General features: G+C 70.7%; 21 protein-coding genes. All 21 read left to right on the top strand.

What is annotated here, in order from left to right:
- The first annotated feature begins 45 nt into the window (after positions 1-45).
- The 21 genes from GA0115233_RS06730 (at position 46) to GA0115233_RS06635 (ending at position 13,422) form a co-directional block, all read left to right on the top strand.
- Positions 46-462, top strand: coding sequence for a hypothetical protein (locus tag GA0115233_RS06730; RefSeq protein WP_093719163.1), 417 nt, complete (start codon positions 46-48; stop codon positions 460-462).
- Between the two features lie 154 nt (positions 463-616).
- Entirely contained in the window at positions 617-1,099 is a 483-nt protein-coding gene (locus tag GA0115233_RS06725) for a phage terminase small subunit P27 family (RefSeq protein ID WP_093719269.1), read from the top strand.
- 15 nt (positions 1,100-1,114) lie between these two features.
- A complete protein-coding gene (locus GA0115233_RS06720; protein ID WP_218063407.1) occupies positions 1,115-2,932 on the top strand; it encodes a terminase large subunit in 1,818 nt (605 codons plus the stop codon).
- Between the two features lie 17 nt (positions 2,933-2,949).
- Positions 2,950-3,144: a hypothetical protein gene (locus GA0115233_RS06715; RefSeq protein WP_093719162.1), complete on the top strand. Its 195-nt coding sequence runs from the start codon at positions 2,950-2,952 to the stop codon at positions 3,142-3,144.
- On the top strand, positions 3,144-5,195 hold the full coding sequence (locus GA0115233_RS06710; protein WP_093719161.1) for a phage portal protein: 2,052 nt from the start codon (positions 3,144-3,146) through the stop codon (positions 5,193-5,195). Before GA0115233_RS06715 ends, GA0115233_RS06710 begins: the two co-directional genes overlap by 1 nt.
- On the top strand, positions 5,182-5,364 hold the full coding sequence (locus GA0115233_RS40560; RefSeq protein WP_141689486.1) for a hypothetical protein: 183 nt from the start codon (positions 5,182-5,184) through the stop codon (positions 5,362-5,364). Before GA0115233_RS06710 ends, GA0115233_RS40560 begins: the two co-directional genes overlap by 14 nt.
- Positions 5,361-6,110 (top strand): hypothetical protein, encoded by a 750-nt coding sequence (locus tag GA0115233_RS06705; RefSeq protein WP_093719160.1) that lies wholly within the window; start codon positions 5,361-5,363, stop codon positions 6,108-6,110. The genes GA0115233_RS40560 and GA0115233_RS06705 overlap by 4 nt, the downstream gene beginning before the upstream one ends.
- 51 nt (positions 6,111-6,161) lie before the next feature.
- Positions 6,162-7,364, top strand: a complete 1,203-nt coding sequence (locus tag GA0115233_RS06700) for a phage major capsid protein (RefSeq protein WP_093719159.1) — start codon at positions 6,162-6,164, stop codon at positions 7,362-7,364.
- A 49-nt stretch (positions 7,365-7,413) separates the two neighbouring features.
- The gene (locus GA0115233_RS06695; RefSeq protein WP_093719158.1) at positions 7,414-7,818 is read left to right on the top strand and encodes a hypothetical protein; all 405 of its coding nucleotides are present in this window, start codon (positions 7,414-7,416) and stop codon (positions 7,816-7,818) included.
- Positions 7,819-7,845: 27 nt separating this feature from the next.
- Positions 7,846-8,145 carry an SAP domain-containing protein gene (locus GA0115233_RS06690; RefSeq protein WP_093719157.1) on the top strand — a complete coding sequence of 100 codons (300 nt, stop codon included), beginning with the start codon at positions 7,846-7,848 and terminating at the stop codon, positions 8,143-8,145.
- Positions 8,146-8,163: 18 nt separating this feature from the next.
- Positions 8,164-8,763 carry a hypothetical protein gene (locus GA0115233_RS06685; protein WP_093719156.1) on the top strand — a complete coding sequence of 200 codons (600 nt, stop codon included), beginning with the start codon at positions 8,164-8,166 and terminating at the stop codon, positions 8,761-8,763.
- A complete protein-coding gene (locus GA0115233_RS06680; RefSeq protein ID WP_093719155.1) occupies positions 8,760-9,104 on the top strand; it encodes a phage head completion protein in 345 nt (114 codons plus the stop codon). The genes GA0115233_RS06685 and GA0115233_RS06680 overlap by 4 nt, the downstream gene beginning before the upstream one ends.
- Positions 9,097-9,435: a hypothetical protein gene (locus GA0115233_RS06675; RefSeq protein ID WP_093719154.1), complete on the top strand. Its 339-nt coding sequence runs from the start codon at positions 9,097-9,099 to the stop codon at positions 9,433-9,435. The genes GA0115233_RS06680 and GA0115233_RS06675 overlap by 8 nt, the downstream gene beginning before the upstream one ends.
- Before the next feature lies 1 nt (position 9,436).
- The gene (locus tag GA0115233_RS06670) at positions 9,437-9,622 is read left to right on the top strand and encodes a hypothetical protein (protein ID WP_093719153.1); all 186 of its coding nucleotides are present in this window, start codon (positions 9,437-9,439) and stop codon (positions 9,620-9,622) included.
- Entirely contained in the window at positions 9,619-9,888 is a 270-nt protein-coding gene (locus GA0115233_RS40900) for a hypothetical protein (RefSeq protein ID WP_093719152.1), read from the top strand. The genes GA0115233_RS06670 and GA0115233_RS40900 overlap by 4 nt, the downstream gene beginning before the upstream one ends.
- Entirely contained in the window at positions 9,836-10,201 is a 366-nt protein-coding gene (locus tag GA0115233_RS06660) for an HK97-gp10 family putative phage morphogenesis protein (protein ID WP_093719151.1), read from the top strand. The genes GA0115233_RS40900 and GA0115233_RS06660 overlap by 53 nt, the downstream gene beginning before the upstream one ends.
- Positions 10,198-10,623, top strand: coding sequence for a DUF3168 domain-containing protein (locus GA0115233_RS06655; RefSeq protein ID WP_255310072.1), 426 nt, complete (start codon positions 10,198-10,200; stop codon positions 10,621-10,623). Before GA0115233_RS06660 ends, GA0115233_RS06655 begins: the two co-directional genes overlap by 4 nt.
- 40 nt (positions 10,624-10,663) lie before the next feature.
- Positions 10,664-11,098 (top strand): phage tail tube protein, encoded by a 435-nt coding sequence (locus GA0115233_RS06650; RefSeq protein ID WP_093719150.1) that lies wholly within the window; start codon positions 10,664-10,666, stop codon positions 11,096-11,098.
- 20 nt (positions 11,099-11,118) lie between these two features.
- Positions 11,119-11,529: a hypothetical protein gene (locus GA0115233_RS06645; protein ID WP_093719149.1), complete on the top strand. Its 411-nt coding sequence runs from the start codon at positions 11,119-11,121 to the stop codon at positions 11,527-11,529.
- Between the two features lie 14 nt (positions 11,530-11,543).
- A complete protein-coding gene (locus tag GA0115233_RS06640) occupies positions 11,544-11,840 on the top strand; it encodes a phage tail assembly protein T (RefSeq protein WP_093719148.1) in 297 nt (98 codons plus the stop codon).
- Positions 11,818-13,422 carry a hypothetical protein gene (locus tag GA0115233_RS06635; protein ID WP_093719147.1) on the top strand — a complete coding sequence of 535 codons (1,605 nt, stop codon included), beginning with the start codon at positions 11,818-11,820 and terminating at the stop codon, positions 13,420-13,422. Before GA0115233_RS06640 ends, GA0115233_RS06635 begins: the two co-directional genes overlap by 23 nt.

Below are 13,422 nucleotides of genomic sequence, written 5' to 3'. Positions count from 1 at the left end.
ACCTGAACACCTGGGCGACGCTCCCCCGCAGGAGGTGAGCCCGCCATGCCCTCCCGCGCCCCACGGCCCTGCACCACAGGCAGCTGCCCCGGCACCCCCGTCAAGGGATCCGCCAAGTGCGCCGAGTGCCTGGCCCGCTCACGACGTGACCGCCCCTCAGCCCAAGCCCAGGGCTACGACGCAGAGCACCGCGACCGCTTCCGTGCAGCCGTCCTCGCCCGCGACCCGGCCTGCGTATGCACCGACGAGGGACACAAGCACGGCAGCCCGTGCGGCGCCCGCAGCGAACACGCCGACCACTACCCGCTGTCCAAGCGCGAGCTCCGCAAGCGTGGCCTGGACGAGCACCACCCGAACTACGGCCGCGGCCTGTGCGCCAGCTGCCACGCCCGGGCCACCGGCCGGCACCAGCCCGCCGGCTGGGCAGCCACCCCCCGCGAACCCGACACCCCTCCGTACTGACGCAGCGTGACTGCCGGCCGGGGGAGGGGGCTGGAAATTTCTGGGGGTGGGGACCCGCGGAACGCGGGGGGGAGCCGGGGCTCGTGCTGACAGGTTTCCGGATCCGCCGTACCGGGGGCAGTTGACCTAACACTGCGTGACCACGGAGGTGATCATGGGGAAGCGTGGACCGGCGCCGAAGCCGACGCAGCTGCGGGTGCTGCACGGTGACCGCAAGGACCGGATCAACACCGACGAGCCGGCCCCGTCCGCCGGCGAGGTCGTCCCGCCCGAGTGGCTCGGCGCCGAGGCCCTCGACGTCTGGGAGGAGTACGCCCCCGACCTGGAGGCCAAGCGGGTGCTCACGTCCTGGGACGTGGAGGCGTTCGCGGCGTGGTGCGACGCGGTGGCCCGCCGGCGGGACGCTGCCCGCCACGTCGAGGAGGAGGGCGCGGTGGTGGAGCATCCGGTGTTCAACAAGAACGGCGACCAGACCGGGGTGCGGATGGGCAAGAACGCGTGGCTGCTGGCGCTGGATACGGCCGATGCGCAGGTCCGCGCCTACGGTGCCCGCTTCGGTCTCACCCCGTCCGACCGCGCGAGCCTGAAGATCCCGAACGAGGGCGAGGGGCTGGGGGCCGAGCGGCTGCTGTCCTGATCCCGGGAGGGTGCCATGGCTACCGGAGCCACGACACGGCGCCCGGCCCGCAGCAAGGCCGCGACGCGGCCCGCACGCACGACCCGGCGGCGGGTGCTGAAGGTCGACCACCACAAGCGGTGGCGGCCGGCCTCCCGCCGCGGCGGGGTGTGCGGGTACACCCTCGACGGCAAGACGTGCACGAAGCGGGGCGCGCACTACTGCGAGCCGCGCGCGGACCGTGTCGTGCGGTTCTTCGCCGAGCTGCTGGTGCACCCGGCTGGAGCGTTCGCCGGCACGCGGTTCGAGCTCGCGGCGTGGCAGGAGCACGAGATCATCCGGCCGCTGTTCGGTGAGGTGGTCTGGTCGGAGCAGTGGGGCCGGTACGTGCGCCGGTACACCCGCGCGACGATCGTGATGGCCCGCAAGAACGGCAAGTCCGCGCTGCTGTCGGGGATTGCGCTGTACATGCTGTGCGGGGACGGCGAGGAGTCCGCGGAGGTGTACTGCGCGGCGGCGAACACCCGGCAGGCGGGCAAGGTGTTCGAGCCTGCGGTGAAGATGGTCCGCAAGTCGCCGGTGCTGTCGAAGCGGCTGAAGCACATCAAGAACGTGCGGCGCCTGGTGGACGAGAAGACCGGCAGCCACTACGAGGCGATCCCGTCCGACGCCGACAACGAACTCGGGCACTCGCCGCACTGTTTCATCCTGGACGAGGTTCTCTCGCAGCCGGACGACACGCTGTGGAAGGCGATGGTCACGGGTGCGGGTGCGCGGACGCAGCCGCTGATGCTGGCGATCACCACGGAGACCACCGATCAGGCGTCGTTCGGGGCGGACTTCATCGACGAGGCCGACCGGGTCATGGAGGACCCGGCCCGGACTCCGCACCATTTCGCGTTCGTGCGGAAGATGCCCCGCACCGTGGAGGATCTGGAGCGGCTCGCGCGGCTGTTCCCGGCCCGGCCGGAGCTGCCGGTGTCCACCGACCCGTGGGACGAACGGAACTGGGCCTGGCCCAATCCCGCCCTGGGGACGTTCCTGGCGGTGCAGGCGCTGCGCGAGGACGCGATCGAGGCCCGCACGGACCGGTCGAAGTTCAACGGGTTCCTGCAGTTCCGCCTCAACCAGCGCGTGAGCCAGGTGACGCGCTGGCTGTCGATGGATCTGTGGGACGCGCGGGCCGGGGAGATCGCCCCCACCCCGGACTGGGTGCGCGGGCGGCTGAAGGGCGAGCGCTGCTGGGGCGGCCTGGACCTGTCGTCCAAGCTGGACATGACCTCGCTCGCCTGGGTCTTCCCCGACGGGTCGGTGCTGTGGCGGTTCTGGCTGCCCGAGTCGATGATCGAGCCGCTCGACGAGCACACCAACGGCCGGATCTCTCAGTGGGTGGAGGCGGGCTGGATCACCGCCACCGAGGGCGACACGATCGACTACGAGCGGATCTACGACGACGTCGCCCAGGATCACAAGGACTTCCGGATCGTCGATATCACCTACGACAAATGGAGCGGTGAGCCGGTACGGCAGGCGATCGTGAAGCGGACCCGGCTGAAGATGGTCGAGTCCGACACCACGTATCTGCGGATGACGGCGCCGATGGGTGAGCTGATGCGGCGCCTGAAGGCGGACGAGATCCGCCACTTCGGGAATCCGGTCGCCCGGTGGATGGCCGACGTTGTCGAGAAGAAGTCTCCGCGCGATGACCCGGACCGGCAGCGGCCGGTGAAGCCGGACCGCGACAAGACCGGCAAGAGGATCGACGGCATTCCCGCCCTGCTGTTCGCGCTGGACGGCGCGATGCGCGGCCTGCCCAAGCCGTCCGTGTACGAGAGCCAGGGCATGGCCCTGTAACCGGAAGGGGGCTCGCCGTGGACCGGTGGGACGTGATGGCCCTGTGCGGGATCGTGCTGCTCGGCGCGGGCCTGTGCTTGCTCGCCCCGTGGCTCGGCCTGACCGTGACCGGGCTCGTACTCCTCGCCCTCGGCCTGTCCGGGTCCATCGCCGCGGAGCGGGCCTCGGCCCGCCAGGCCCTGATCGACGCCAGGGAAAGGCAGGTGCGCTGATGGGGTTCCTGCGTTCCGCGGTACGGTCCGTGGCCCGCGCTTCGGCCGGCCCTCTGTCCTCGATCGCCACCCCCGAGAAGTGGGTGGAGGAGTGGTGGTCGGGCGGGTCGGTGAACTCCGCGGGTGTGCGCGTCGACCAGGAGACGGCGCTGATGTACGCGCCGTTCTTCGCCGGGGTGCGGGTCATCGCCGAGGACCTGGGTCTGCTGCCGCTGCACCTGTATGAGCGGCTGGAGCGGGGCAAGCGGCGGGCCACCGAGCATCCGCTGTATGCGCTGTTGAAGGACGCGCCGAATCCGATGATGGGCGCGATGGCCTTCAAGGAGGCCCTGCAGGGGCACGCCATCACGTGGGGCCGCGGTGTCGCCTACGTCGTCGCCGACGAGCGCACGGGCGTGGTGAAGGAGCTGTGGCCGCTGCGCCCGGACCGGGTGCACATCAAGGTCCGGAACATGGGCAAGGGGCGCATCGAGCGGTGGGTGCAGTACCGCGACGACGTCAACGGCATCTACGCCAACCTCGCCCCGGGCGAGTACCTGTGCATCAACGGGCTCGGCGACGACGGCGTGACCGGCTACTCCGTGGTGGAGCTCGCCGCGAACTCGATCGGGCTGGGCCTGGCCACCGAGCACTACGGCGCCAAGACGTTCTCCAACGGGGCCGCCCCGGCGGGCGCCCTCAGCCACCCGGACAACCTCTCGCCCGAGGCCCGCAAGCGGATGGCGGACGACTGGGAGAACATCCACCGCGGCATCGACCGCGCCCACCGGGTGGCGATCCTGGAGGAGGGTGTGACCTGGCAGCAGGTCGGACTGCCCAATGACGCCAACCAGTTCCTGGAGACCCGCAAGTTGCAGGTCACCGACATGGCGCGCTGGCTGCGGCTGCCCCCGCACAAGATCGGCGACCTGGAGCGTGCGACGTTCTCGAACATTGAGGAGCAGCAGCTCGACTACGTCTCCTCGGCGCTGAGTGCGTGGCTGACGCGGTGGGAGCAGGCCGTCCTCACGCAGCTGATGCTCCCGGAGGAGCGGGCCAGGTACTTCCCCGAGCACCTGGTCGACGCGCTGCTGCGCGGCAACAGCGCAGCCCGGTACGCGGCCTACGCCATCGGCCGCCAGTGGGGATGGCTGTCGGCGAACGACGTCCGCGAGCGGGAGAACATGAACCCGGTCGAGGGCGGCGATGCCTACCTGATCCCCCTCAACATGATCCCCGCCGGGCGGGGTGACGCCCCGGCCCCCGAGGCGGACGAGGAGGCCCGCCAGGCGGTGCGCCGGTATGCGCGGCTGCTGCGCGGCCGCGGGGTCGCCGCCCGGGACCGGATCGCCGAGGCGTGGGCGCCGAAGATCGAGGAGGCCGATCAGGAGATCGCCGACCTGGAACGGGAGAAGGTCGGCGCCCTCGTCGAGAAGCACCTCGACACCGGCGATGGCCGTGCCCGGTCGGCGCCGGCGTTTCTGGCCGCGCTGTCCGTGCTGTACGGCGCGGACGGGCCGATCGCGCAGGCGATGACGTCGCTGTGGCTGCCGGTCATGACGGGGTTCGCGGCGGACGTCGCCGAGGACGCCGCCGAGGAAGTCGGCCACACGGAGAAGGTGGACCTGTCGGTGTGGGCGCGCGCCTACACCGAGTCCCACGTCGCCTACCGCACGGCGACCTCGTTCGGCGGGCTGCGCAACCGGGCCGAGGACGCCGACAGCCAGGAGGACGCCGCGACCGCGGTCGTGGATCTGCTGGTGAAGTGGCAGGAGGAGCGGCCCGCGCAGACCGCCCGCTGGGAAGCGTCTCAGCTGCCCAACGCGGCGGCGCGCGAGACGTGGAAAGAGGCCGGGGTCCGAAAGCTGAAGTGGGTGGCGCGCGGGTCGAAGACCTGCCCGTACTGCACCAAGCTCGACGGCCGCACCGTCGGCATCGAGACCCCGTTCATCGCCAAGGGCGACGAGGTCGAGGGCGAGGACGGCGAGGCCCTCAAGGCCAAGCGGAACACCTTCCACCCGCCCGTGCACGCGGGCTGTGACTGCGAGGTGATCCCCGTTGTCGACGACTGATGAGCCGTCCGCCGAGTACGTGCGCGGGTGGCGCGACGGCTACGCGCAGGGCCGCGACGACGAGGCCGCAGGCGCCGACCTGCGCGACGGCCCGCCCGGACCGAGGCAACGCCGGCAGCAGGCCGGGCTGCGTGACCGGCAGATACGACACCCCGGGAGGGACCGATGAAGGGACAGCGCCACTATGTCCGCGGCTACGTCCAGCGCGCCGACGACGACGGCGGCGGCGGCTCGGCAGGCAAGGCCCTGAGGATCGTGGCCGCCACCGCGGGCCGCAAGGACGACGGCCTCAACCTCACGATGGAGGGCGCCCGCCTGGAGCGGTTCGAGGCCAACCCGGTGGTCGGCTACGGGCATTCGTTCTGGGGCCGCGACGGCCTGCCGATCGGCCGGTCCGACAAGACGTGGATCGACGGCGACCGGCTGATGATGGACGTCCTGTTCGACCAGGGCGACGAGTTCGCCCGCAAGGTCGAGGACAAGTACCGCGGCGGCTTCATGAACGCCTTCTCCATCGGCTTCTCCGCCTGGAACATCGGCGACGACGGCACCCCCGAGGGCTGGGAGCTGTTCGAGGTGTCCGCGGTCCCGCTGCCCATGGACCCCAACGCCGTCGTCGAGTCCGGCCGCGACAGCCAGCTCGCCCTCGTGCGCGGCCTGGTCGCCGATCTCCCGGACGCCGAGGCGTTCGCCCAGGCCGTCATGGCCCACCTCGACGCCCTCCAGACGGGCGGCACCGGGCGCGCGGGCGCGGTGCTGTCGAAGAAGAACAAGACCCTCGTGCAGAACGCCCGCGATGCGCTGACCGAACTCCTCGACGCGGCCGGCGGCCCGGACGAGGCCGACGACGACGAGGCCCGTGCCCGCCGTGAGCAGCGCCTGCTGCGTCTGGCGGGCCTGCGCGCCGCCAACTGACTTCCGCCCCCGCACGCGGGCGGCACCACCCACACCCGGAAGGGGTCGGAAATGACAGCCCTGAAGATCCGCGAGCTGAAGGCCAAGCGCGCCCAGCTCGGCCACGAGGCCACGGCGATCATGCAGGAGGCGACGGACGCGAACCGCGCCATGACGCCGGAGGAAGAGACCAAGTTCGACAAGGTGATGGACGAGCGGGACAAGCTCGACGCCACCATCGCGCGCGCCGAGCGGCTCCTGGACGACGAACGCAACACCATCGACGACATCCCCGACGACCGCCGCGGCGGCGGCGAGGAAGCCGCCAGGGCCGCGCTGCGCACCTACGTCCTCGGCGGCCGTGGCGCTCTCACCCCCGAGCAGGCGCGCGCGCTGAACGCGGGCAACGACCCCGAGGGCGGCTACCTCCTGCCGCCGATGCAGTGGATCAAGGAACTGATCAAGGCCGTCGACGACGCCGTCCCGCTGCGGGGCCTGGCCACCGTGCACCAGCTGACGGCCACCGACTCGCTCGGTGTGCCGACCCTGGACACCGACCTGGGCGACGCCGAGTGGACGTCCGAGATCGGCACCGGCAGCCAGGACGACGCGCTGCGCGTGGGCAAGCGGGAGCTGTCTCCCAACCCGATCGCCAAGCGCGTCAAGATCAGCCGGAAGCTGCTGCGGCTGACGAGCGGCAACGCCGAGGACCTGGTCCGTGAGCGCCTGACCTACAAGTTCGGCGTCACGCAGGAGAAGGCGTTCATGACGGGCGACGGCAACAAGAAGCCGCTCGGCCTGTTCACCGCCTCCGACGACGGCATCCCCACCAGCCGGGACGTCAACTCCGGCAGCGCGACCGGGTTCACCGGCAACGGGCTGATCGACGCCAAGTACACGCTGAAGGCGGCGTACTGGCCGCGGGCGAGGTGGCTGTTCCACCGCGACGCGCTCAAGGTCATCCGGAAGCTGAAGACGACGACCGACGAGCAGTACATCTGGCAGCCCGGCCTCGCCGCGGACCGCCCCGACACCATCCTCGACGTCCCCTACGTCGTCTCGGAGTTCGTGCCGAACACGTTCACGGACGGCCTGTACGGCGGCATGATCGCCGACTTCAAGAACTACTGGATCGCCGAGTCCCTCTCCCTGGAGATCCAGCGCCTGGTGGAGCTGTACGCCGAGACGAACCAGGTCGGGTTCATCGGGCGCCAGGAGCTGGACGGCATGCCCGTCCTCGCCGAGGCGTTCGTCCGCATCAAGTGCGCAACCTGAGCCGCCGCGTCGTCCTTGACCCGCCCCAGACCAGAAGGGAAGTCCCGGCATGAGCCGCGACCTGAAGAACAACGTCTCCGCGGTGCAGTCCCTCGCACCCGCCGCACGGACCGCGGCCGCCGACGGCGCCGCGGTGGACCTGGCCAACTATGGCAGCGCCACGGTCATCATCGACGTCGGCACCGCCGCCGGCACCAACCCCTCGTTCACCTTCGAGGTCCAGGAATCCGACACCACCACGAGCGGTGACTTCACCGCGGTGGCGGACGCCGACCTGGACGGCACCGAGCCGGTCGTCACCACGGCCAACGACGTGGCCGTGTACGAGATCGGCTACCGCGGAACCAAGCGGTACCTGCGGGTGACGATCGAAACGGTCGGCGGCACCGACACGCCCACCCTGCCCTGCACGGGCCTGGTCCTGCGCGGCTCCCCGCGTGTGGCCCCGAAGTAAGGGGGCGGCCAGGTGCGACGCGTGACGATGAAGACCCTGTACGCCGGGCCTACCCGGTCCGTGCAGGCCGGGCAGACGGCCGAGTTCGACGACGCCGAGGCGGAGGCCCTGGTGTCCGGCGGCTACGGCGTCTACGAGGGGGACGCACGCCCCGAGCCTCGGTCCACGGCCGGGCCGAAGACGGACCCCGGGGACAAGCCGCTGGAGAAGATGACCGTCGACCAGCTCAAGGCCTACGCCGACGAGCACGACATCTCACTGCCCCCGGACGGCCGCAAGGCCGATCTGGTGGCTGCTATCGAGGCCGCCCAGCAGGGCCAGGAGTGAGCTGGGGGGTGGGGTGCCGTGGCTGCTGCCACCGCCAATGAGCTGCGGCTGTTCCTGCGGCACCCGGCCGCGTTCACCGCCGACGAGACCGCGCAGGCCGAGCTGCTCATCTCGCTCGCCGAGGGCGAGATCGAGGACGTCACCGGGCAGTCCCTGGAACTGGCCACGGACACGGTCGTGCTGGACTCCCCCACCCGCCAGGACCCGTGGCCGCACGCCCCGGGGACCGGCTCGCACAAGTTGGTCCTGCCGCGCTGGCCGGTCACGGCCGTCGCCTCGGTCACGATCCTGAACGACGACGAGGATGACGAGGTCCTCGTCTTCGGCAAGGACCACGACTACACGTGGTCCGCGGACGGCACCCTGACCCGCGTGAACAGCTGGTGGCCGACGTGGGACCAGTCGGTCCAGGTCGTCTACACCGCAGGCCACAGCCCCTACCCCGTGGGGGCGAAGCGGATCGTGCTGCGGATGGCGGCCGCCGCGTGGGGCAACCCCATGCTGCTGGCCTCGGAGTCCCTCGGCGACCACTCCCGGTCGTTCTCGGCGGAGGCTCTGGGCATGTCGCTGTCGGACAAAGACCGCAAGCTGCTCGGCCTGTACAGGGCGCGGACATGATCGGGCACTGGCTCAACCGGCAGCTGCAGGTGTGGCGGCGGACGGCCGTGGACGACGGCTACGGCGGGCAGACCTCCACCCGCGTGCGGCAGCCGGACGACGTGCGCGCCAAGGTCGACCAGCCGTCCGCCACCGAGCGGCTCCTGGCCGCGCAGACCAACAGCCACCACACCCACAGCATCTACCTGATGCCGGACGCCGACGTGCGCCGCGGCGACGAGCTGCACGACGAGTCGACGGGCCAGCAGTGGCGGGTCCTCGCCGTCGTCGCCCCGTCCACCGCCCGCTACCGCAAGGCCGACGCCGAACTGATCCAAGGAGAAGGAGAACCCGATGGCTGACCTCGACCTCACTGCGGTGCCGGTCGCGACCGGCGTCGCCGACGTGGCCGCAGCCGCGGTCGCCGCGGCCGGTGGCGGGGACACCGCCCCGGTCGGGCCCGGCCGGTTCCTGTACGTCAACAACGGCTCGGGCGGGTCGATCACGGTGACCGTGGCCACCCCGGGCTCGGTGTCCGGTCTGGCTATCTCCGACACGGCGGTCGCCGTCGCGGCCGGGGACATCGCGCTGATCCCGCTCGCCAACGTCCACCGCGGCGCCAACGGCCGGGCAGCGATCACCTACTCGGGCGTCACCGACCTGACCGTCGCCGCATTCGAGCTGGGCTCCTGACATGGCCGCCGAGGACACGCGCCTGCCGCAGGCAGGACCGCAGGAGTGCCGGCGCCGCGCGGAGGAGTACCTCGGGCTCGGCGAGACGGACGTCGACGTGCCGCGCGCGCTGGCGTTCGGCCTGCTGGCCGTGGCCGGTGAACTCCACGAGATCCGCAAGGAACTCAGGCGCGAGAAGAGGCGGTGACCACGATGGCGATTCCTGACCTGATCCGGATCGTCCGCCGGGGCGCAATTGCCCACATGTACGTCGACGGAGTCGAACTGCCCGCTCCCATCCCCCGGGAGCCGGGCGCCCTGGTCGTGGATGTCGACCCGGACGGGATACCCACCGTCACGGTCAGGCTGATGGCCCACCGCGTGGACGTGATCAACGACATCAGGGAAGGCGGTGACGACGATGGCCCGGTCGGTGCGGATCAGCGGGACAGCCCGCCTGCGCCAGCGTCTTGAGGAACTCCCCGAGGACATCAAGGACGCCCTGAAGAAGGGCGTGCGGGAGTCCGCCGAGGCGGTCCGTGACGACGTGAAGCAGCACGTCCGCGTGGACTCCGGCAACCTGCGGGACACGGCCGCCATCCGCTACGAGGAGAACGGCCTGGCCGCCAGCATCGGCTGGCACGACCCGTCCGAGTTCTACGCCGTCTTCCAGGAGCGCGGGACCCGGCGGGTGCCGGCGAACCCGACGCTGCTTCCGGCGCTGGAGCGTGAGCGGGGCAAGTACCGGGCGCGGCTGACCGACGAGGTGCGGAGGGTGCTGCGGTGAGCACGCCGACGCCGGGCCTGGCCGCGCTGGCGGTGCAGAAGGCGGTCCGTGACGCCCTGCTCGCCGACGCCGCGCTGATGGCCCTGATCCAGGGTGTGTTCGACTTCGTCGACGAGAAGCAGCCCTACCCGTACATCGAGACCGGGCAGGCGGTGGAGGTCCCGGACAACGCGCACGACCGGCACTCCTCCAGCATCCTCGTCACGCTGCACGTGTGGTCGCGGGAACGCGGCTTCGCCGAGGCCCTGCGGATCGCCGCCCGTGTCGTGCAGGTCCTGGACCACGCGCCCCTGACCATCGCCGGGCACCGGCACTGCTGGACGCGGTTCGTGTCCCTGACCGCGCTCAAGGACCCCGAGCCGCCGGGCGACCTGCGGCATGTGCCGGTCGACTTCCGTATCGGCACCGAAGTGGCGGCCTGACCCCGCCAGACCCATGTGACAACACCCCCGGGAGGGACCAGTGGCAGGCAAGGACGCATTCGGTACCCAGCTCAAGCGCGACAGCACGGGCTCGGGCAGCTTCGTGACCGTCGCGAACGTCTCCGATCTGAGCGGCCCCAGCCGCCAGCGCGACGCCATCGAGGTCACCGCCCACGACAGCCCCGACCAGTACCGGGAGTTCGTCAAGGGCCTCAAGGACGGCGGCGAGGTCAGCGTCACGATCAACTACGACCCCGCCGAGACCACGCACGCCGCCCTGGACGCCGACTTCGAGGAGAACGACCTGCGCGACTACCAGCTCGTCATCCTCCCCGGAGCGGCGGACGAGCACACGTGGGACTTCTCGGCGCTGATCACCGACATCGGCGACGCGTTCCCCGTCGACGACCGCATGGAGCGGGAAGTCACCTTCAAGATCTCCGGCAAGCCGGTCCTCACCGCGACCGGCAGCTGAGCAAGGAAAGCGAGGCACCTGTGGCACTGGTGACGAAGGCGCAGATCAGTGCGGCCGTCGACCGCAAGTGGGAGGACGTGCCCGTCCCGGAGTGGGGCGGCGAGGTACGGCTGATGTCCCTGTCGGCCGCGGACCGCGGCTACATCGAGGCCGGGACGGTCGTCGCCAACGGCCAGAACCCGCAGCTGAAAGTCGAGTCCCTGAAGACCTACCGGGAGAAGCTCGTCGGGCTGTCGATGGTCGACGACAACTACGAGCGCATCTACAGCAACAAGGAGATCGCCGACGGCGCGCTCGCGGGCAAGGACGGCCAGATCATCGAACGGCTCGCGGCGAAGGTGCAGGAGCTGTCCGGGATGGGCCGGTTCGCCAAGCGGGAGGTCGAGGGAAACTCCGACGCCGCCCCGAGCGGCTCTTCCGCTTCCGCCTAGCGGAACATCTCGGGATGACGGTGGCGGACCTCGACTCGCGGCTCGACTCCTACGAGCTGACCGAGTGGATGGTCTACGAGCAGATGACCGGGCCGCTCGGGCGGCGCCGGGGCGACATCCAGGCGGCCACCATCGCGGCAACCATCGCCAACGCCAACCGTGGCAAGGGCGGCAGGCGGTTCCGCATGCAGGACTTACTGATCCCTTACGGAGGATCCGGACGCAAATCGCCCGAGGAGATCCTCGCAGCGGTCCGGGACATCAACACACGGCTGGGGGGTGTCGAGCGTGGCCGAGACCCTGACAGTTGAGATCGACGCGGACCTCGGCAACACGTCCGCCACAATCAACGAGGCAACGACCGGCCTGGACGACCTGAACCGCGCGGCCGACACCGCCGGCAGCGGCCTGGACGGGGCGGGCGACGCGGCGCAGGGAACCGAGAACCGGCTGGCCGGTCTCGGAGCGGGCGCGCTGGCCGGGGCCGCCGGGTTCGCGTCCATGACCGACATCGTCGGCCAGGCCGTCGACATGTGGAACCTCGGCGACCAGGCCGCCGACGACCTCGCGCGCGCCGAGGCCGACGTCGAGCAGGCCACACTCGACCTGGCGCAGGCCAACGTCGACGGCCGCCAGGCCCAGCTGGACGCCAACCAGGCGAAGATCGACGGCAAGCAGGCCGGTATCGACCTCAAGCAGGCCCTGCTGGACCAGGAGATGGCGCAGAAGGACTACAACGACGCGGTCAAGGAGTTCGGCAAGGATTCGGCGGAGGCCAAGCAGGCCGCCATCGACATGGAGCAGGCGGACGCCGACGCCGAACAGGCCAAGCTGGACGCCAAGCAGGCCACCGAGGATCTCAGCCAGGCCCAGCTCGACGGCAAGCAGGCCACCATCGACGGCAAGAACGCGCAGCTCGACCTGAACGAGGCCCAGCGCAATGTCCAGTCCGCGGAGATCATGGGCGGCTGGTTCGGGGTCGTCTCCCAGCTCGGCACCGTGATCCTCGGCCTGGTGGGCACGTTCGCGCTGCTCGCCGGGGGCATGCTGACGACGGCCGCGACCGCCGTCTCTTCCGCGGCAACGACGGCCGCATCGTGGATCGCCAGCATGGTCTCCCAGGCTGCGACCGCGGTAGTCACCGCGGCGACCACAGCGGGTGCGTGGATCGCGGCATGGGTGTCGATGGCCGTGCAGTCCCTGATCCAGGCGGCGCGGATGGCCGTGGCCTGGCTGATCGCGATGGGCCCGATCGCCCTGGTCATCGCGGCCGTGATCGGCCTGGTCGTGGTCATCGTCAAGAACTGGGACACCATCACCAAAGCCGTCAGCGACGGCTGGACCTGGCTCGTCGACCACGTCCTCAACCCCATCGGCCGGTTCTTCACCCAGACCATCCCCGGCTGGGTCGGCGACGGGCTCGGCTGGATCCAGGACCGGTGGAACGACACGGTCGGCTGGTTCGCCGGCATCCCGGGCCGTCTGGCCAAGGCCGCCTCCGGCATGTGGGGGTTCGTCACCAACGGGCTCAAGGGCGCCATCAACTCGGCGATCGGGATCATCAACGACGGCATCTACTTCATCAACGCCAACCTGATCGCCAACGCCAACCGCATCCCCGGCGTGAACATCCCCTTCATCCCCTACATCCCGTACCTGGCCGAGGGCGGAATCACCACCGGCCCCACCCTCGCGATGATCGGCGAGGGTCCCGAGCAGGAGGCCGTGCTGCCACTGTCACGCCTCCAGGGCATGCTCAACGCCGCCGCGGCCCCGGGCGGGCAGGTGCTGGTCCTCGAACTACGCGGCGGCAGCCGGGCCTTCCGTGAGTTCTTCCAGGAGTCGGTGAAGACCACCGCGGGCGGTGACGTCATCAAGTACGTGGAGGGATAG

Source organism: Streptomyces sp. DI166, assembly GCF_900091315.1.
GTDB lineage: Bacteria > Actinomycetota > Actinomycetes > Streptomycetales > Streptomycetaceae > Streptomyces > Streptomyces fuscus.
This window is presented reverse-complemented; position numbering and strand designations above follow the sequence as displayed.

Excerpts from the sequence above, each read along its gene's own strand:
- GA0115233_RS06690 (WP_093719157.1), top strand. The coding sequence starts at position 7,846 with ATGAAGACCCTGTACGCCGGGCCTACCCGGTCCGTGCAGGCCGGGCAG.
- GA0115233_RS06680 (WP_093719155.1), top strand. The coding sequence starts at position 8,760 with ATGATCGGGCACTGGCTCAACCGGCAGCTGCAGGTGTGGCGGCGGACG.
- GA0115233_RS06705 (WP_093719160.1), top strand. The coding sequence starts at position 5,361 with ATGAAGGGACAGCGCCACTATGTCCGCGGCTACGTCCAGCGCGCCGAC.
- GA0115233_RS06695 (WP_093719158.1), top strand. The coding sequence starts at position 7,414 with ATGAGCCGCGACCTGAAGAACAACGTCTCCGCGGTGCAGTCCCTCGCA.
- GA0115233_RS06730 (WP_093719163.1), top strand. The coding sequence starts at position 46 with ATGCCCTCCCGCGCCCCACGGCCCTGCACCACAGGCAGCTGCCCCGGC.
- GA0115233_RS06700 (WP_093719159.1), top strand. The coding sequence starts at position 6,162 with ATGACAGCCCTGAAGATCCGCGAGCTGAAGGCCAAGCGCGCCCAGCTC.
- GA0115233_RS06670 (WP_093719153.1), top strand. The coding sequence starts at position 9,437 with ATGGCCGCCGAGGACACGCGCCTGCCGCAGGCAGGACCGCAGGAGTGC.
- GA0115233_RS06725 (WP_093719269.1), top strand. The coding sequence starts at position 617 with ATGGGGAAGCGTGGACCGGCGCCGAAGCCGACGCAGCTGCGGGTGCTG.
- GA0115233_RS06660 (WP_093719151.1), top strand. The coding sequence starts at position 9,836 with ATGGCCCGGTCGGTGCGGATCAGCGGGACAGCCCGCCTGCGCCAGCGT.
- GA0115233_RS06640 (WP_093719148.1), top strand. The coding sequence starts at position 11,544 with ATGACGGTGGCGGACCTCGACTCGCGGCTCGACTCCTACGAGCTGACC.
- GA0115233_RS06675 (WP_093719154.1), top strand. The coding sequence starts at position 9,097 with ATGGCTGACCTCGACCTCACTGCGGTGCCGGTCGCGACCGGCGTCGCC.
- GA0115233_RS06720 (WP_218063407.1), top strand. The coding sequence starts at position 1,115 with ATGGCTACCGGAGCCACGACACGGCGCCCGGCCCGCAGCAAGGCCGCG.
- GA0115233_RS06710 (WP_093719161.1), top strand. The coding sequence starts at position 3,144 with ATGGGGTTCCTGCGTTCCGCGGTACGGTCCGTGGCCCGCGCTTCGGCC.